Genomic DNA, 17031 nt, shown 5'->3' with positions numbered 1-17031 from the left:
CATGTCAAAGTGCTATGCTATTGGTCTTTTAAAATCTCTGCCGGTTCCAGACTCGACGAAATGCCCCTACTCGCCGCATGCTCCCGCCTGTACGACCTGCACTGGCACACGGACGGCCCGCCGCTCGCGGTCGAGGCCTGGTGGGGACGCGAAAGCCTGTCGGGCGGCTTCGAATTCCATCTCGACACACTGTCGCAGGACGCCTTCCTCGCCCTCGAGCCGATGCTCGGGCAGGCGGTGACGCTGCGCACCGCGCTCTCCGACGACAGCCGCAGCGAGCGTTCGGGCCTCGTGCGCACGGCCGCACAACTCGGCAGCGACGGCGGCTGGGCGCGCTACCGCCTGACCGTGGTGCCATGGACCTGGCTGCTGACGCGCGGACGCCACAACCGCGTGTTCCAGGACAAGTCCGTGCCCGAGATTCTCGACGCGGTGTTCGCCGATTACCACGAACACGCGGCGTGGCACTGGCACGAGGACGTCGCTCCTTTCCTCGCGACCGCCCGTCCGCGCAGCTACTGCGTGCAGTACCGCGAATCGGACTACGCCTTCGTGTCGCGCCTGCTCGCCGAGGAAGGGCTTGGCTGGTGCATCGAGGAGGATGCGGACAGTCCGGCCCGCCACCGCATGCGCCTCTTCGCCGACAGCACGCGCTTCCCGGAAGATCCCCTTTCGGCGCATGCACTCGGCGGACGCGGCATCCGCTTCCACCGTGCCGACTCGCAGGAAGACCAGGACAGCATCGTCGCCTTCGGCGCGCAGCACCGCCTCGCGCCCACCCTCGGCACCGTGCTCGGCTACGACTACCACGCCAAGCGCTCGATCGCGGCGAGCGTGCCGACGGCGCACCGCGTCGGCAGCGCGGATCTGCCGCCGCTCGAACACTACGACTACGCCGGCCAGTACGCCCATGCGAGCGTGGCCGAGGCCGAGCGCTACCAACGCCTCGCGATGGAGGCCGCGGAGGCGCGCGCGAGCACCTTTCTCGGCCGCGGCACCGTGCGCAGCCTGCGCCCCGGCAGCTTCGTCGCGGTGAACGGGCTGCCGCTCGACCCCGCTACAGCGCCCGCCCCCGAAGGCGAGCGCTTCGCCGTGCTCGACGTCCTGCACGTCGGCATCAACAACCTCGACGCCGAGCGGATCGATGCGATCGCGGCGCGACTCGCGCAGAACCTGTCCTCCGAGGATGAGGACGCGCTTGCGACCGGCGACGCGCTCGAACCGGCGCAGGCGCCGCGGGAGCTTCCCGCCGCCCTCGTCGAACTCGCACGCAGGCGCGGCTACGGCAACGCCTTCGACGCGCTGCGCGCCGAGCTGCCGTGGCGCCCGGTGCTCGCGGACGACACCGGCACGCGCATCAACCCGCGCCCGACCGCGCCCGGCCCGATGAGCGCCATCGTCGTCGGCCCACAGGGCGAGAGCGTGCCGAACGGCGCCGACGAGCTGTGGTGCGACGCGCTGGGCCGCATCAAGCTGCGCTTCCACTGGCAGGAAGGCAAAGCCGCTGACGACCGTTCGAGCTGCTGGGTCCGCGTCGCCAGCCGCCAGGCCGGTGCGGGCATGGGCTGGCAGTGGCTGCCGCGCATCGGCCAGGAAGTGCTGGTCGGTTTCCTCGGCGGCGACATCGATCGCCCCGTCGTGCTCGGCGCCCTCTACAACGGCCGCGGCGAAGGCGGCATCGCTCCCACGCCGGGCGGACGCGCCGGGCCGGCATCCGACACCGGCGTGTTCGACGGCGCGAGCGACCATCGCGCGGCCGGACAGGGCAACCTCACAGGAGGCAACAGCCCCGCCTGGCACGGCGCCGCGGCAGCGGGCCACCGCCACCCGGATGCCCTGAGCGGCTTCAAGAGCAAGGAATTCGGCGCCCGCGGCCCCAGCGCCGGCTACAACCAGCTCGTCTTCGACGACAGCGACCAGCAGTTGCGCGTGCAGCTCAAGAGCACGCAGCATGCCTCGGAGCTCAACCTCGGCCACCTCATCCACCAGGCCGGCAACTACCGCGGATCCTTCCGTGGCAGCGGCGCCGAGTTGCGCACGGATGCCTGGGGCGCGCTACGCGCCGGCCGCGGCATCGTCATGAGCACCTGGCCCGCCCGCCACGCGGGCGAACCGGCCGGCGACTTCGCGCCCGGCATGGCGCTACTGAAACAGGCCTGCACGCTCGCCGACACCCTGTCGCACGCGGCCGCGACACACCAGACTGTCAAGCTCGCGGCCGCGATCGGCAGCACCGCGGCCCGCACCAGCGCCGCCGATCCCGACCACCCGCCCCTCGCGGCCCTCAGCCGCCTCGCCGGCGGCATGGTCTCGGCGCGCGATCCGGCCGAGGCCACCGCTGACGCGGACGCCGGCAACACCGCCGTCACCGGCCAACGCGTCCCCCACCTCGCCGCCCCCGCGATCCTGCAGGTGGCCCAGGCCGGCATCGGCCTCGTCGCCGGCCAGAGCGTGCAGATCGCCGCCGGCGATACCGCGACCCTCATGAGCGGCGCGGACACGAACCTCGCAGCGGCCGGAGCCGCGCGCATCCACGCGGGCCAGGCGATCGGCCTCGTCGCCGGCGCCGTCCATGCGGGCGAGAGCAACACCGGCATCCGCCTCATCGCCGCGAAGGACGACATCACGCTGCAGGCGCAAAGCGACGAACTCAAGCTCCTCGCCCGCGACGAGATGAAACTCGTCAGCGCCGGCACGAACATCGACTTCGCCGCGGCGAAGAAGATCGTGTTGAGCGTCGAAGGCGGCGCCAGCATCACCATCGACGGCGGCGTCACCGTCGCGTGTCCGGGGACGATCACGGTACATGCGTCGAAGAAGAGCTTCGGGGGGCCGGTGCAGGAGGAATACGGTTTACCGCTGTTCCCGAAAAGCGTATGCAAGGAATGCCTGCTCGCGGCCGTACGGTCGGGCTCTCCGTTCGCCACCGCGCAGTAATCCACTTCATGCCAACCTACCTGCAAGACCCCCACCAACCTGAGCTTGCGCCGGCGCTATGCGCCTGGCTTGCCGCGCCGCGCCCGCCCGGCTTCCAGTTGTGGGCAATCGCTGACCTGAGCATCCTGGGCGCAACGGCCCTGCGCAAGATCGAGCGGTCGGCATCGCCCACCGTCGCCCTCCTGGATGGAACCCCTTATGCGGCCTACGAGGAAATCGGCCCGTGCCTGATTTCCGTACAGGGAGTTTCAGAGCAGTTCCTCGAACGTCTGCTCACCATGGCAAACGCCCTGCCTGCATTGTCGTTCGTCGAGTTGAAGACCGACGGGACGATGCCCCGGCGCGAAGAACTGGCAAAACTCGCGTGCGTGGAAACCCCAGACGGCCTGCAGCTATATTGCCGGTTCACGGATACGCGCGTACTACCGGGCGTGCTTCGAGTTCTGGGCCACAACCAGCGAAGCGGGTTGGCGCAAACGGTGCGCCGCTGGGCCTGGATCGGTCGTGACGGTCATCTCGAAACACAGTACCTCGCCGACGCGGCCACGGGCGGCGGCGAAACTCGAACGCTGCTCACCCTGAACGACGACCAATTCACTGCCCTGATGCAGGCAGCCGAACCCGACATTCTGTTCGGGCAGCTGAGCGAAATTTCCCCTGAAATCACCCCGGCGCAAGCGCCCTCCACGATACACGCCCGCCTCGCGTCGCTTGTCGAGGTTGCGCGGCAATATGGGATTACCGACACGCCGGATCAATTGCAGTTCGTAACCATAGCTTGGAGCACTTCCGAGAAGTTTCACGAACTCGCGAGTCTCGCAGAAACCTGGAGCACAACGCGCAGCGGCAAACTTCGCTTCCGCGATGCAGTAATGCGATGGACCGATGATCAATGGAACGAGCTTGAGGCGATGAATTCACGCCTGGTTAGTGCCCTTTATTGAATTGAAACCCGGATAACTCCATCCAATGGAGCGACATATGTATAAGACAACCACCTTGACCGGATGGCTTTCAGACCTTCTCGGGCAAGCACTTCTGTTAGGGCTCCTGGCCTTCGCACTCACCGGGTGTGATGTCGCCACGCGCGACGCACATGACGACACATCCAGCGCAAGCGGACTATCCGCGTACAACTACACTACGGAAGGAATTCAGGAGTTTTACCTGGACGGTGCGTGGGGGAGCGGCGTGGGTATTGGAGGCGGTGGCGGCGTGGTTTGCTGCGTGGCTCTCCCGAAATACTGGCATGCCGGGCTGAGCACGACGATCGAATGGCGTCGGAGCGACTGCGGCAAGGGCGTCGACGAGAACGGATGGAGCAACTGCCGCAACGACCCGGCTAACCCCACGCGGGCACTCAAGAAAACCATCCTGATCGAGCCGTATGAAAAGCCTGAGGACCTACAGGTATTGTTTTTGCCGGATGACGAGATCAGGATTTACGTTACCGGCTTGTCACCCTCCCATCCTGAGCACCCCGCCCGCATAGGTACGGCAAGGCCGCTCTCGGCCGACGACGTCACGAGGATTTTCGGAAAATGACCGTCCAAACGCCCGACGCCCGTATTCCGACCCTGACCAGCGTGTCTGTGCGTGATCGCTGCAGCCGTGCTGCAGCCTATGGCGGCGTGCCGGCGAATTCACAGCCGGATTGCCGCAAGCCTATCTGGGTGGGGATGTTCTTTGACGGAACCAACAACAACAAGAAACGAGACAAGGAAGATATTGCGAATCCGGCAAAGCGCAGTCATTCCAACGTGGTCGTTCTCCACGACGCGTTTCGCGCCGACGCCGATTCAGGGTATTTCCGATACTACATTCCGGGAGTCGGTACGACCTTCCCCCAGATAGGTGAGGAGGCAGAGAGTTCGAGCGGGAAATCGATGGCGCAGGGTGGAGAGCCTCGCCTTCACTGGGCGATGATTCAGCTCTACAACGCCGTTCATTGGGCGGCCCACAAACGCAATCTCGTCGACACCGACGAGTCAAGGAAGTCCATCAACCGTCCCGATGCGCTCAAGAACGCCTGGACGCTGGATTCCGGCAAGCGCCGCAGTTTTTTCATGGGCCTCGAATCACGACTCAAGCGCGCCATTGCGAACCGCAAGTCCGAGATTGTGCAAATCAATCTATCAGTCTTCGGTTTTTCGCGCGGCGCGGCCGAGGCTCGCACCTACTGCAACTGGATTCTCGAGTGCTGCACAAAGCAGATCGACTCATACGTATTCTGTGGCATTCCGATCCGCCTCCAGTTCGTGGGTCTGTTCGACACAGTTGCCTCCGTCGGCCTTGCGGACTCGTCGCCCGTCGGCGGAGCCGGTCTGATGGATTGGGCAGATGGAACGATGGCAATCCCCTCGGCCGTGGAGCGTTGCGTGCACTACGTGGCAGCCCACGAGATCCGCAAATCCTTTCCGCTTTCGTCGGTTCGCCAAGGCCGGATCTATCCGGCCAATTGCACCGAAATTGTCTATCCCGGCGCTCATTCGGATATCGGCGGCGGCTACGCACCCGGTGAGCAGGGGAAATCGATTGGAGCCCGCAACCGGCTTGCGTCGCAGGTTCCTCTGCTGAACATGTACCACGAGGCGCGAAAGTCCGGAGTTCCTCTCTGGGATATCGCGAAACTCACGGCAATCGAGCAAAGGGACGTTGCCGACGATCTAGATATCTCCCCCGATCTTGCCCAACGTTTCCGTGATTACGCCATATGGTCCCGCGTCTCGTCCGTTTCCGTCGAGGATCTCCTTTTCCAGCACATGCGCCTCTATTGGCGCTGGCGCCTCAAGACCGCGCCGCACTTCGAGGAGCTTGCCAGCGTCCAGCAAGCGAATCCGCAGGACAGGGAGGACCTCCGCGCCAGCGAACGCGATTTCCAGCGCGACATGCAGCAGGTGATACAGCGCAAGCGTCAGATCGAATTGGTCCGACAACGCCGTGGGACCACTCCGCCACCACTCTCGCCGCTGTACGCGGCCGCCGCCGAGGAGGCGCGGGCAATCGACAAAGTACCGCAGGCTGTACATGAATTCTTCGACGGATTTATCCACGACTCCCATGCCTCGTTCTATCTCGCGGGCCCGGTAACGGCCCACGATAAGTCCGAGAAGCTCAAACTCGTAAAGGAAAAACAAAGGCGGGGAAATACGCTCACGCCCTTCGAGCAACGCATGCTCGAAGTTGACGCGACGCAGCCCGGCGAATTTCCGGTCATGACCGACGGGGATTTCGAGGATCTGCTCGACCTCGAAAGCGCATCCACCGAGGCGGTGGTAAAGGTCATGACCACGACGCGGCGTGAAAGCGATGGACATTTGCGCGTCAGGGTGGTGTTCGACCGAAGCTGAGGGGTTTTGACCGCGCCTGTTCATGACCACCAACCCTTTCGGCGAGAGTCTCAACGGCCACTCGAACTGCTGGATGCGCGTCTCCAGCCATCAAGCCGGAGCACACTACATCCAATTCGTCATCGACGACAGCGACGAACAATTGGGCGTGCGACTCAAGCCGCCGTGAAGGCCTCCCCTTGGCGGGTATTCGCTGACAATGCGGCTCGTCAGCGCGACTCGAGGATCAGTCTTCCGTTGTGCGGCTGGATCGGGCGGCCGTTGCGGGCGTAGAGGCGCGCGAAGATCGCGAGCTGTTCGGACGAGAGGTGGAGCGGCTCCTTCATCACCGCCCACAGCACGCCTTCGGTGCAGGGCGGGGATTCGAGCGAGCCCATGAAGAGGTAATGCCCCGAGGACGCGGGCAGCAACTGGGCGGGGTCGATCGTCACCGTCGGCGTGTAGTCCATGCCGCGCTCCAGTGGCAGGTTGTTCCATAGGGTCTGGATCAGCGGGTGCGGACGCTCACTGCCTTCGAGCAGCACGGCGACGATCGCGATGTTGCCGGCGGCGTCGCGATGACGGAAGTGCACGACCATGTCGGAGGCTTGGCCGCCGATGCGTTCGACCGAGGGGCGGTGGAATTCGAAGGATTCCAGCTCGTAGCGCTGGCCGCGCAGCACCACGCCCATGCCGGCACCGACGTGCACGCGCAGCGTGCGGCCGGTATCGGCGATGCGGAAACCGGTTTCGCGGTAGTCGAAGCGCGGCGCTTCGAGGTCGACCTTGATGCCGTTGCGCAGGTCGATCGGCGACTGGCGCTTGCCTTGGGCGCAGACGGCCCAGTCCGGGCGCAGCGCGGCCCATTTGTCGGGGCCTGTGTCGCCTTCGTAGCTCCATTCGGGACGCCGCAAAGCGAAGTCAGGGACGGACGACAGCCGGGACGGCGCAGGCGCGAGCGCAGCGACGGCCTCGGAGGAAGGTGCCGCACTGCGTCGCGGCGATGATGCTTTCTTCGCCGAAGGCGAGGGTTCCGCCGGTACGGCTTTCGTCTCGGTTGCCGGCACCCGACTCCGCGCCTGACGAGCGATGCGCTCGGTCTCGCGCGCGGGGGTGTCGGTCGGCACGGCCACCGAACGGCTAAGGGGCACCAGCGGGGTGACGTCGGCGTTCGCGGCCTCGGCAATCGCGGTCACGTCGCGCGCAATTTTCTTCAGTTCGGAGACCGAAGGCGGTTTGCACACCTCCTGCCACAGGCGTTCGTCCACGCTGTTGCGTGCCGCCAGCACAGGGCTCTCGTCGAGGCCGCCCTCCTCGCGCAGGACGACGTGGCGCTCGTCCATGTACACGCGCTTGAGCGTGAAGAAGCTGCGGTTGTAGCAGTCGTAGCGGTTCATCGCCTTCACCGACACGTAGCCCTCGATCGCGGCACGTTCGGGCGACAGGACGATACGCGCCCAAGCGACCTTCTGGCCGCCGTCGGACTGGATCACGCTCGATCGGTCGATCTCGACCGTGCGTTCGCGGTCGCGCACGACCAGGTCCCAGGTCTGCTCGGCCGAAGCGAAACCCGGCAGCAGGAGGGCCGCGATCAGTGCGTAACGGACGGGGAAGCGAGCAGTCATGGCGGGCAGGAAGTCGGACAACGCGATGGATCGATCTTAGGGTCAGACACGCCCGTTCGCCCTGAGTGTATCGAAGGGCGCTGACAGGGCTTCGGCACACTCGGCCCGAACGGAATTTTGTCGGGATTCATCAACGGACCCGGCAACGGCCGGATCCTCCATGCGGAGATCTTCGGCAGCAATCCGCGAATCTTTAGCCTCACCTGCACGCGTCCCTTCCCTTCACTGCGGGCATGCGGTTACAATCCGCGCCGTCATTAGGGAGTAGCCGCCTCCGAGCCCTTCGGAGGGACCACGTCAACAAACTTGCCCATCCGGGCATGGCGTGGCCAGTCCTCGGACCTGGCGAGACTTTTGACCGCATGCTCTCCGATTGTTCGGGCCGGGGAGGCGTGCGGTCATCGGTCATGCGCCGGCCCGGAGAACCTGATGAACTTCCCTCTCGAACCCCTTGCAGTCTCCACCGGCATCGTCGCGCTCGCCGAAATCGGCGACAAGACGCAATTGCTCGCATTCATGCTCGCCGCGCGCTTCCGCCGCCCGTGGCCGATCATCGCCGGCATATTCATCGCCACCATCGCGAATCACGCCTTCGCCGGCGCGGTCGGCACCTGGATCACCACCCTGCTCGGCCCGGACGTGCTGCGCTGGGTGCTGGGGCTCTCATTCATCGCGATGGCGGTGTGGATGATGATTCCGGACAAGCTCGACGAAGACGAGATCACCGCACCCAAGCTCGGCGTGCTCGCCACGACCATCGTCGCATTCTTCCTCGCCGAGATGGGCGACAAGACACAGATCGCGACCGTCGCGCTGGCCGCACAATACGACGCGTTTGCGGCGGTCGTTACCGGCACGACACTGGGCATGATGATCGCGAACGTGCCGGCCGTGCTTCTCGGCAACGGCGCCGCCCAGCGCATTCCGGTGAAGCTCGTGCACGGCATCGCGGCGGCGATCTTCGGCGCACTCGGCGTTGCGGCGCTGATCGGCGTCGGAATGCGCTGAGGCGCCACCAACCTCGGCATGGAGCTTCACGCAGACTTGAGCCGCTTCCACAGGGTCGTGCGCGACATGCCGAGACGCCGAGCGGCTTCGGCCTTGTTGCCGCCCGACTCTTCGACGACGCGAAGGATCTGCGCGCGCTCTTCGTCTTCAGTCAGGCGTGACGCGTAATAGCGGGTCAGCGGCACGGCGGCGGGAGGCGGTGCCGCAACGGACACCGCCAGTTCCCGTTGCAGGTGCCGCGGCAGGATCGCCGGGCCGTCGGCGTTGACGACGGCGTATTCCAGCGCGTTGAAAAGCTGGCGCACGTTGCCCGGCCAGACGAAGGATTCCATCATGCCGATGGCCTCGGGCGACAACCGCAGGTCGGGCCGCCGGTAACGTTCGCCCAGCTCGCCGAGCAGCCTGCTCGCGAGCAGCGGAATGTCCTCGCGGCGCTCGCGCAAGGCCGGCACGTGCAGCGGCAGCACGTGCAGGCGGTAGTACAGATCCTCGCGAAACTCTCCGCAGCCGACCATCGTGGCGAGGTCGCGATGCGTTGCGGCGACGACACGGACGTCGACCTTGCGCGGGTGGTTCTCGCCGACACGCACGACCTCGCGCTCCTGCAGCACGCGCAGCAGCCGCGTCTGCGTCGCGGGGGAGATTTCGCCGATTTCGTCGAGCAGCAGCGTGCCGCCGTTGGCCGCTTCGAAACGACCGATCCGCGCGGCCGTAGCACCGGAAAAAGAGCCCTTCGCATGGCCGAACAGTTCCGACTCCTGCAGGCTCTCCGGCAGCGAAGCGCAATGCACGGCGACGTACGGCCCCTTCGCACGGACCGAGTTGTCGTGCAGCGCACGGGCGACGAGTTCCTTGCCGACACCGCTTTCGCCGGTGATCAGCACGTTGGCCTCGCTCGCCGCGACGCGCAACACCTTCTGGTAGAGCTCCTGCATGGCACGGCTGCGGCCGGTGAGTCCGCCGAGCTGCCAGCGGTCGCGCACTTCGGCTTCGAGTTCGAGTTCGCGTGAACGGTCGCGCAGGATGATCGCGCAGTACAAACCGGAATCGTTCGGCGGCAGCAACATCGCCCACATGCGCAGCGGGATGTCGAGGCCCGCGGGGTTCTTGAGGACGATGTCCTGCACCTTGTCGTCCTCGCCCTTCGCCGGGGTCAGCGAACATTGGCCGCGCGCTTCGCATGCGCGCGCGCATTCGGTGCCGAAAAAGAGCGTCGGGCACAGCTGATCCACAACGCTTGGATTGTCGCGTCCGATCATGCGGCCGGCCGCACTGTTCATTTCCAGCACACGCCGGTCGGCATCGAGAAACAGGACGCCTTCTTCGAGGCTGTCGAGGAACACGCGCAGGGTGGCCAGGCTCGGCATGTGATTGCCTTCCGTTCAGATTGAACGTTCGCAATGAACGTTCAGTGTGGATCGATGAACACATTTGAACATCGCCGCCGCTCCTGAAAAATGATTGGTATCAATCAGTTGAAAAAGATGGCACGGCACTGGCTATACACGTCCCAAGGGGACACCTCGTCCCGATCGCAACCACCTGGACAGGAGAACCCATCGTGCAACCCATCGCCTGGCAGCTATCACTTGCGCTGATGACGCTCGTGGCGTTCGGCTTCGCCTTTGTCGCCATCAATTCCGGCCGACGGCAGGACGACTACACGCCGCTGCAGAAGCGCGCCTACCGCCTGCGCACCCGTCTCTTCTGGGGCCTCGTGCTGGTGTTCGGACCAGCCATGATCTACACGCTCATGGATCTGCCTTATGACGCCGCGCGTGCCCGAAGCGGCTCGGGACCCGTGCAGGTCGTCGAGGCCACCGGCTACCAGTGGCGCTGGGAACTGAGCCAGGACCACGTCACCGCCGGCCAGCCGGTCGAGTTCCGCGTCACCAGCGCGGACGTCAACCACGGGTTCGGCATCTACGACGCCAACCTGCATCTGGTAGCGCAGACGCAGGGGATGCCCGGCTACACCAACACGCTGCGCCACGCCTTCGAGGAGCCGGGGACGTACCGCATCCTGTGCATGGAGTACTGCGGCGTCGCCCACCACAACATGATGACCGAAATCCGCGTCGACGCTCGGTAAGGGGACACGAACATGGCGACCTACGCATACGAACACCGCCCCGACCACGGGGCGAAGGCCGGCGTGCTGGCCTACCTGGCGACCTCGGCGGCGGTGCTGCTGCTGATGATGGTCTTCGGCCTGCTGATGCGCCTCGAACAGGCGCAGTGGATCTCGATCGGCGCAGACCGTTTCTACCAGCTGATGACCCTGCACGGCGCCGGCATGGTGGGCATCGCGGCGATCGCCGGTGCGTCGGTGATGTGGCACTTCCTGCGCCAGTACGTCGATCTGTCGTCGCGCATCTTCATCGCGAACCTCGTGCTGTTCCTCGCCGGGGTCGTGATGATCCTCGCGAGCGTGCTGCTCGGGCATTTCCACGGTGCATGGACCTTCCTGTTCCCGCTGCCCGGCAAGTCGATGGGCATGTGGAGTGCGGACGCAGCGGCGCTCTTCATGGGCGGACTGCTCGTGATCGGCGTCGGCTTCCTGCTGCTGCACCTGGACGTCGCCCGCGCGATCGTCGCGCGCTACGGCAATTTCGCCCGCGCGCTCGGCTGGCCACAGCTCTTCGGCCACGACGACGGCAAGGCGCCGCCGCCGACGGTGGTGGCGAGCGCGATGGTCACGATCGTCAACGTCATCGGCCTGGTCGTCGGCGCGAGCATCCTGACGATGATGCTGGTGAACCTCTACGTGCCCGGCTTCGCCATCGATGCGCTACTGGCGAAGGGGATGATCTACTTCTTCGGCCACGTCTTCATCAACGCGACGATCTACATGGCGGTGATCGCGGTCTACGAGATCCTGCCGCGCTACACGCAGCGGCCGTGGAAGTCGAACAAGGTGTTCCTCGCCTCGTGGACCGCGTCGACGCTGATGGTGCTGTTCATTTTCCCGCACCACCTGCTGATGGACTTCGCGTTCCCGAAGTGGATGCTGATCATGGGCCACATCATCGGCTACCTGAACACCGTGCCTATCCTCGTCGTCACCGGCTATGGCGCGCTGATGATCGTCTATCGCTCTGGCATCCGCTGGGACATGGCATCAAAGCTGCTATTCCTGTCGCTGTTCGGCTGGGCCGCGGGCGCGATGCCGGCATTCATCGACGGCACGATCACGGTGAACTACGTGATGCACAACACGCTGTGGGTGCCGGGACACTTCCACACCTATCTGCTGCTCGGCATGGTCGCGATGGTGTTCGGCTTCATGTACTACCTCGGCAAGCCGGACCACGAGGCCGACGACCGCCTGATCGACCGCATCGCGTTCTGGCTGTTCACGTCGTCGGTGCTCGGTTTCACGCTGAGCTTCCTGTATTCCGGCAAGGAAAGCGTCGCCCGCCGCTACGCCGCCCACCTGCCCGAATGGGTGCCGTACGACCGCATCGCGTCGGTGTTCGCCGTGCTGGTGATCGCCTCGTCGCTGCTGTTCGTCGGCCGCTTCTTCGCCCGCATCGGCCTGGCGCGGCACGACTACCAGCGTGCGCCGGTCGCACGCAGCGCGGTCGCGTGAAACCGCTGGCGTGAGTCGCCGCGCATGAAAGCGATCGCGCGCACCGTCCTCGTCACGACGCTGGTGACCGTCCTCGGCGCCGGCGTTTTCTGGCGGGGCACCGACGGCTTCACCGCCTTCACCGCCGAAGCGGCGCGGCGGGCGGACATCCTGCGCAGCCCGCGGGCGCTGCCCGCGGCGGTCCTCGAAGACCAGGACGGCCGCGTCTTCAGTCTCGACGACTACCGTGGGCGGCTGCTGGCGGTCGAATTCATCTATACGCGCTGCACGACGATCTGCCGCAGCCTCGGCGTGGCGTTCAAACAGCTCCGCGACCGCCTGCCGCCCGACGCACTCGGGCGCGATGTCGCCTTGCTCAGCATCAGTTTCGACCCCGCCCGCGACGACCCGCCGAGCCTCAAGGCCTACGGCCGCAGCCACGGCGCCGATGGCGAACACTGGCGGATCGCGCGCGTGAGTGACACGGCGCAGCTCGAGGCGCTGCTCGCCGCCTTCGGCATCGTCGTGATTGCCGACAAATTTGGCGAATTCGAGCACAACGCCGCGATCCATCTCGTCGGCCGCGACGGCCGGCTCGCCGAAATTGCCGATCTCGACGCACCGGACCGCTTCGCCGACCGGCTGCGGGAGGCCCTGTGAGGCTCTTCATGATGCGCGCCGACCTCGGGCTTCGGGCGCTCTGCCTGCTGTACCTGCTGCTCGCGACGCCGGCGGCGCGCGCATGGCTCGAAGCGACGATGAGCGGCCACATGCTGGTGCAGATTCCGCTGCTCGCGGCGCTCGGTTTCGCCGCCTGCCGCCTGCTCCCCAATGCATGGCAGGAAACGCTGCTCGCTGCCGCGGGCGGCCCGGTCCCGCACGTCGTCGTCGCGCTGTTCGCATCGACCTGGTGGATGCTGCCACGCGCGCTCGACGACGCGCTCGCCAGCCCGCTCGTCGAAGCGGCGAAGTTCGTCAGCCTGCCTGCGCTCGTCGGCCTGCCGCTCGCGCTCGCGTGGCGGCGGCTCGGCGCGATCGGCCGTGGCTTCATCTGGACCAACTTCATCAGCATGCTCGCCGTGCTCGGCTGGCTTTACATCGCCGCCCCGCTGCGGGTGTGCAACAGCTATCTGGTCGACCAGCAGGCAAGCGCCGGTTGGCTGATGGTGAAGCTCGCTTTGCTGCTGTTCGCCGGGTGGCTCGCCTCGCTGTTCGTCGGCGGCGACCCGGAGTGCGACAGGTCACGCGCGGCGCCTGCGAATATTATCAGCCGCTAACACACGCAAGACGGCGCACCTCCTTTGGGCAGAAAAGCGCTTGCCTGCACGGACCGGCTCGGGTAACGTTCAAAGTTCCGTTAGGGGTGCCCGCACGTATCGGATGTGCGGGCTGAGACAGTCCCTTTGAACCTGATCCGGGTCACGCCGGCGTAGGGAAACGCATTCATGAACACCCGCAAGTCCGTTTCATCCCTCCCCGCTTCGAGTCGCTCGTCCGTCCGCTGCATGCGTCTGGTGCGCCGATGAGCCGCGCGATCCCGAACGTCGTCTCCATCGCCGGCGTCGACCCCAGCGGCGGCGCAGGGCTGCTCGCCGACCTCAAGGCCTTCTCGGCGCTCGGCGCCTACGGCTGCGGCGTCGTCGCGGCGCTCACCGCGCAGAACACCCAGGCCGTGACCGGCATCCACACGCCGCCGACCGACTTCCTGCGCCTGCAGATCGACACCCTGTTCGCCGACGTCAGGATTCACGCGGTGAAGCTCGGCATGCTGGGCAGCGCGGACATCGTCGCGACGGTGGCAGACCGGCTCGCGCATTTCGACGCGCCGAACGTCGTGTGCGACCCGGTGATGGTCGCGAAGAGCGGCGATCACCTCCTCGCCCGCAACGCCGTCGCGATGCTGATCGAGGCGCTGCTGCCGCGCACCTTCCTGCTGACGCCAAACCTGCCCGAAGCCGGCGTGCTGCTCGAACAGCGCCCGCCAGAGACGGTCAAGGAAATGTACCGCGCGGCCGAGCGCCTGCGCGAGATGCTGCCGCTCTCAAGCGAGCGCTGGGTGCTGCTCAAGGGCGGCCACCTGCCGGGGAGCGAAGTCGTCGATCTGCTGTTCGACGGCGACCGCATGATCGAAATGCCCTCGCCGCGCATCGAGACCAAGAACACCCACGGCACCGGCTGCACGCTGGCCTCGGCGATCGCCGCGCTGCTGCCGCAGCGTGTCGGCGGCCTGCGTCCCGTGGAGTCCGCCGTGCGCGATGCGCGCGACTACCTGCTGCGGGCGATCGCCGCCTCCGGCGCGCTGTCGGTCGGCAGCGGCCACGGCCCGGTCCATCACTTCCACGCGCTGTGGCGCGGCTGAGCATCGCCGGCCCACGCTATCCGAATACCGCCCCCGCCGCTCCGTGCGGCATCCGTCCCCCGAACCCAATAAGCCGTCAAGCGAATCCCCCAGGAGACAGCACCATGAACGCCACCGAAAAATTCATCGCCGCGAAGGCGCACGTCGACGAGGCCGCGATCGCGCCGCTGCCGAACTCGCGCAAGATCTACGTCGAAGGCTCACGCCCCGACGTCCGCGTGCCGATGCGCGAGATCTCGCAGGCCGACACGCCGACCGCCTTCGGCGGCGAGAAGAACCCGCCGATCTTCGTCTATGACACCTCCGGCCTGTACACCGACCCGACGGCCAAGATCGACATCCGCTCCGGACTGCCTGCGCTGCGCCAGCAGTGGATCGAGGAGCGTGGCGACACCGAGGTCCTCGCCGACCTGTCGTCGGAATTCGGCCGCCAGCGCGCCGCCGACACGAGCCTCGACGAGTTGCGCTTCCCCGGTCTGCACCGGCATCCGCGCCGCGCCAAAGCCGGCGCGAATGTCAGCCAGATGCACTACGCGCGCAAGGGCATCATCACGCCCGAGATGGAATACGTCGCGATCCGCGAGAACATGAACCGCGCGGCCTATGTCGAGACGCTGCGCGCCACCGGCCCCACCGGCGAGAAGCTGGCGAAGCTGCTGACCCGCCAGCATCCGGGCCAGCATTTCGGCGCATCCATCCCCGAGGAGATCACGCCCGAGTTCGTGCGCAGCGAAGTCGCCCGCGGCCGCGCGATCATCCCCAACAACATCAACCACCCGGAAAGCGAGCCGATGATCATCGGCCGCAACTTCCTCGTAAAGATCAACGCCAATATCGGCAACTCGGCGCTCGGCTCGTCGATCTCCGAGGAAGTCGACAAGATGACCTGGTCGATCCGCTGGGGCGGCGACACGGTGATGGATCTTTCCACCGGCAAGAACATCCACGAGACGCGCGAGTGGATCATCCGCAATTCGCCCGTGCCGATCGGCACGGTGCCGATCTACCAAGCGCTCGAGAAGGTGAACGGCAAGGCCGAGGACCTGACCTGGGAGATCTTCCGCGACACGCTGATCGAGCAGGCCGAGCAGGGCGTCGACTACTTCACGATCCACGCCGGCGTGCTGCTGCGCTATGTGCCGATGACCGCCAACCGCATGACCGGCATCGTCTCGCGCGGCGGCTCGATCATGGCGAAGTGGTGTCTCGCGCACCACAAGGAAAGCTTCCTCTACACGCACTTCGAGGACATCTGCGAGATCATGAAGGCCTACGACGTGGCCTTCTCGCTCGGCGACGGCCTGCGCCCCGGCTCGATCTACGACGCCAACGACGACGCGCAGCTTGGCGAGCTGAAGACGCTCGGTGAGCTCACCGACATCGCGTGGAAGCACGACGTGCAGACCATCATCGAAGGCCCGGGCCACGTGCCGATGCATCTCATCAAGGAGAACATGGATCTCCAGCTCGAGCACTGCAAGGAAGCGCCCTTCTACACACTCGGACCGCTCACCACCGACATCGCCCCGGGCTACGACCACATCACCAGCGGCATCGGTGCGGCGCAGATCGGCTGGTACGGCACCGCGATGCTCTGCTACGTGACCCCCAAGGAGCACCTGGGCCTGCCCGACAAGAACGACGTCAAGGAAGGCATCATCACCTACAAGCTCGCCGCGCACGCCGCCGACCTCGCGAAGGGCCACCCCGGCGCGCAGATCCGCGACAACGCACTCTCCAAGGCGCGCTTCGAATTCCGTTGGGAAGACCAGTTCAACCTTGGCCTCGATCCCGACAAGGCGAAGGAATTCCACGACGAGACGCTGCCCAAGGAATCGGCCAAAGTCGCGCACTTCTGCTCGATGTGCGGCCCGCATTTCTGCTCGATGAAGATCACGCAGGACGTGCGCGACTTCGCGGCAAAGGAAGGCCTCAAGGACGAAGAGGCGCTCGCGAAGGGGATGGAAGTGAAGTCGGTCGAGTTCGTGAAGGCCGGCGCCGAGGTGTATAGCAAGATCTGAGGCATCACCGACGTACGAGGACGGGCCGCCAGGACGCAGGACTGGCGGCCCGTTTTTTTGCCTCGTCCGCGCACCGGGGCAGCCGCCCCGAACCGCGCCCGCTCATCGCCACCACTCGCGAAGCGGCGGCGCAATCCATTGATCCATAGAGGTAAACCCCGAGCCCAAACCGGGCATTCGA

14 protein-coding genes and 2 riboswitches are annotated in these 17031 nt (G+C 65.9%); of the genes, 12 read left to right on the top strand and 2 right to left on the bottom strand.

Translation table 11 applies throughout. The annotated features are described in order from the left end of the window. The first annotated feature begins 60 nt into the window (after window positions 1-60). The 5 genes from F464_RS0101530 to F464_RS30785 are packed head-to-tail and all read left to right on the top strand — an operon-like array spanning window position 61 to window position 6456. The gene (locus F464_RS0101530) at window positions 61-2937 is read left to right on the top strand and encodes a type VI secretion system Vgr family protein (RefSeq protein WP_018988004.1); all 2877 of its coding nucleotides are present in this window, start codon (window positions 61-63) and stop codon (window positions 2935-2937) included. 8 nt (window positions 2938-2945) lie between these two features. Beyond that, complete coding sequence (locus F464_RS29785) at window positions 2946-3881, top strand: DUF4123 domain-containing protein (protein WP_157353498.1); 936 nt, start codon at window positions 2946-2948, stop codon at window positions 3879-3881. Between the two features lie 37 nt (window positions 3882-3918). Next, window positions 3919-4482: a DUF3304 domain-containing protein gene (locus F464_RS29780; RefSeq protein ID WP_051092224.1), complete on the top strand. Its 564-nt coding sequence runs from the start codon at window positions 3919-3921 to the stop codon at window positions 4480-4482. Beyond that, window positions 4479-6287 carry a T6SS phospholipase effector Tle1-like catalytic domain-containing protein gene (locus tag F464_RS27720; RefSeq protein WP_084600398.1) on the top strand — a complete coding sequence of 603 codons (1809 nt, stop codon included), beginning with the start codon at window positions 4479-4481 and terminating at the stop codon, window positions 6285-6287. The genes F464_RS29780 and F464_RS27720 overlap by 4 nt, the downstream gene beginning before the upstream one ends. Window positions 6288-6309: 22 nt before the next feature. After that, complete coding sequence (locus F464_RS30785; protein WP_018988000.1) at window positions 6310-6456, top strand: hypothetical protein; 147 nt, start codon at window positions 6310-6312, stop codon at window positions 6454-6456. 40 nt (window positions 6457-6496) lie between these two features. On the opposite strand, the gene F464_RS0101505 is transcribed toward F464_RS30785, so the two are convergent. Beyond that, window positions 6497-7891 (bottom strand): surface-adhesin E family protein, encoded by a 1395-nt coding sequence (locus F464_RS0101505; protein ID WP_026295651.1) that lies wholly within the window; start codon window positions 7889-7891, stop codon window positions 6497-6499. Between the two features lie 247 nt (window positions 7892-8138). After that, window positions 8139-8319, top strand: a riboswitch (yybP-ykoY riboswitch). Window position 8320: 1 nt separating this feature from the next. On the opposite strand from F464_RS0101505, the gene F464_RS0101500 reads away from it, so the two are divergent. After that, on the top strand, window positions 8321-8899 hold the full coding sequence (locus F464_RS0101500; protein WP_018987998.1) for a TMEM165/GDT1 family protein: 579 nt from the start codon (window positions 8321-8323) through the stop codon (window positions 8897-8899). Between the two features lie 26 nt (window positions 8900-8925). Here F464_RS0101500 and F464_RS0101495 read toward each other — a convergent pair whose 3' ends face one another. After that, window positions 8926-10266, bottom strand: a complete 1341-nt coding sequence (locus F464_RS0101495; protein ID WP_018987997.1) for a sigma-54 interaction domain-containing protein — start codon at window positions 10264-10266, stop codon at window positions 8926-8928. 194 nt (window positions 10267-10460) lie between these two features. Between F464_RS0101495 and F464_RS0101490 the strand changes: the two genes are divergently transcribed. The 6 genes from F464_RS0101490 to thiC all read left to right on the top strand — a co-directional run bounded on the left by F464_RS0101490 (window position 10461) and on the right by thiC (window position 16850). Beyond that, window positions 10461-10991, top strand: a complete 531-nt coding sequence (locus F464_RS0101490) for a cupredoxin domain-containing protein (protein WP_018987996.1) — start codon at window positions 10461-10463, stop codon at window positions 10989-10991. 12 nt (window positions 10992-11003) lie between these two features. Then, window positions 11004-12491, top strand: coding sequence for a cbb3-type cytochrome c oxidase subunit I (locus F464_RS0101485; RefSeq protein WP_018987995.1), 1488 nt, complete (start codon window positions 11004-11006; stop codon window positions 12489-12491). Window positions 12492-12515: 24 nt separating this feature from the next. Next, window positions 12516-13130, top strand: a complete 615-nt coding sequence (locus F464_RS0101480; protein WP_018987994.1) for an SCO family protein — start codon at window positions 12516-12518, stop codon at window positions 13128-13130. A gap of 8 nt (window positions 13131-13138) precedes the next feature. Next, entirely contained in the window at window positions 13139-13747 is a 609-nt protein-coding gene (locus F464_RS0101475; protein WP_018987993.1) for a hypothetical protein, read from the top strand. Window positions 13748-13819: 72 nt separating this feature from the next. After that, a riboswitch (TPP riboswitch) is annotated at window positions 13820-13923 on the top strand. 69 nt (window positions 13924-13992) lie between these two features. After that, complete coding sequence (thiD, locus tag F464_RS0101465; RefSeq protein WP_018987991.1) at window positions 13993-14829, top strand: bifunctional hydroxymethylpyrimidine kinase/phosphomethylpyrimidine kinase; 837 nt, start codon at window positions 13993-13995, stop codon at window positions 14827-14829. Window positions 14830-14933: 104 nt separating this feature from the next. After that, window positions 14934-16850, top strand: coding sequence for a phosphomethylpyrimidine synthase ThiC (gene thiC / locus F464_RS0101460; protein WP_018987990.1), 1917 nt, complete (start codon window positions 14934-14936; stop codon window positions 16848-16850). Window positions 16851-17031 lie beyond the last annotated feature (181 nt).

Origin of the sequence: Aromatoleum toluclasticum ATCC 700605 (genome assembly GCF_000378245.1) — a bacterium.
GTDB classification, from domain to species: Bacteria; Pseudomonadota; Gammaproteobacteria; order Burkholderiales; family Rhodocyclaceae; genus Aromatoleum; species Aromatoleum toluclasticum.
This window is presented reverse-complemented; position numbering and strand designations above follow the sequence as displayed.

Excerpts from the sequence above, each read along its gene's own strand:
- F464_RS29780 (WP_051092224.1), top strand. The coding sequence starts at position 3,919 with ATGTATAAGACAACCACCTTGACCGGATGGCTTTCAGACCTTCTCGGG.
- F464_RS0101480 (WP_018987994.1), top strand. The coding sequence starts at position 12,516 with ATGAAAGCGATCGCGCGCACCGTCCTCGTCACGACGCTGGTGACCGTC.
- F464_RS0101475 (WP_018987993.1), top strand. The coding sequence starts at position 13,139 with ATGATGCGCGCCGACCTCGGGCTTCGGGCGCTCTGCCTGCTGTACCTG.
- F464_RS0101505 (WP_026295651.1), bottom strand. The coding sequence starts at position 7,891 with ATGACTGCTCGCTTCCCCGTCCGTTACGCACTGATCGCGGCCCTCCTG.
- F464_RS30785 (WP_018988000.1), top strand. The coding sequence starts at position 6,310 with ATGACCACCAACCCTTTCGGCGAGAGTCTCAACGGCCACTCGAACTGC.
- F464_RS27720 (WP_084600398.1), top strand. The coding sequence starts at position 4,479 with ATGACCGTCCAAACGCCCGACGCCCGTATTCCGACCCTGACCAGCGTG.
- F464_RS0101495 (WP_018987997.1), bottom strand. The coding sequence starts at position 10,266 with ATGCCGAGCCTGGCCACCCTGCGCGTGTTCCTCGACAGCCTCGAAGAA.
- F464_RS29785 (WP_157353498.1), top strand. The coding sequence starts at position 2,946 with ATGCCAACCTACCTGCAAGACCCCCACCAACCTGAGCTTGCGCCGGCG.
- thiC (WP_018987990.1), top strand. The coding sequence starts at position 14,934 with ATGAACGCCACCGAAAAATTCATCGCCGCGAAGGCGCACGTCGACGAG.
- F464_RS0101500 (WP_018987998.1), top strand. The coding sequence starts at position 8,321 with ATGAACTTCCCTCTCGAACCCCTTGCAGTCTCCACCGGCATCGTCGCG.
- F464_RS0101530 (WP_018988004.1), top strand. The coding sequence starts at position 61 with ATGCCCCTACTCGCCGCATGCTCCCGCCTGTACGACCTGCACTGGCAC.
- thiD (WP_018987991.1), top strand. The coding sequence starts at position 13,993 with ATGAGCCGCGCGATCCCGAACGTCGTCTCCATCGCCGGCGTCGACCCC.
- F464_RS0101485 (WP_018987995.1), top strand. The coding sequence starts at position 11,004 with ATGGCGACCTACGCATACGAACACCGCCCCGACCACGGGGCGAAGGCC.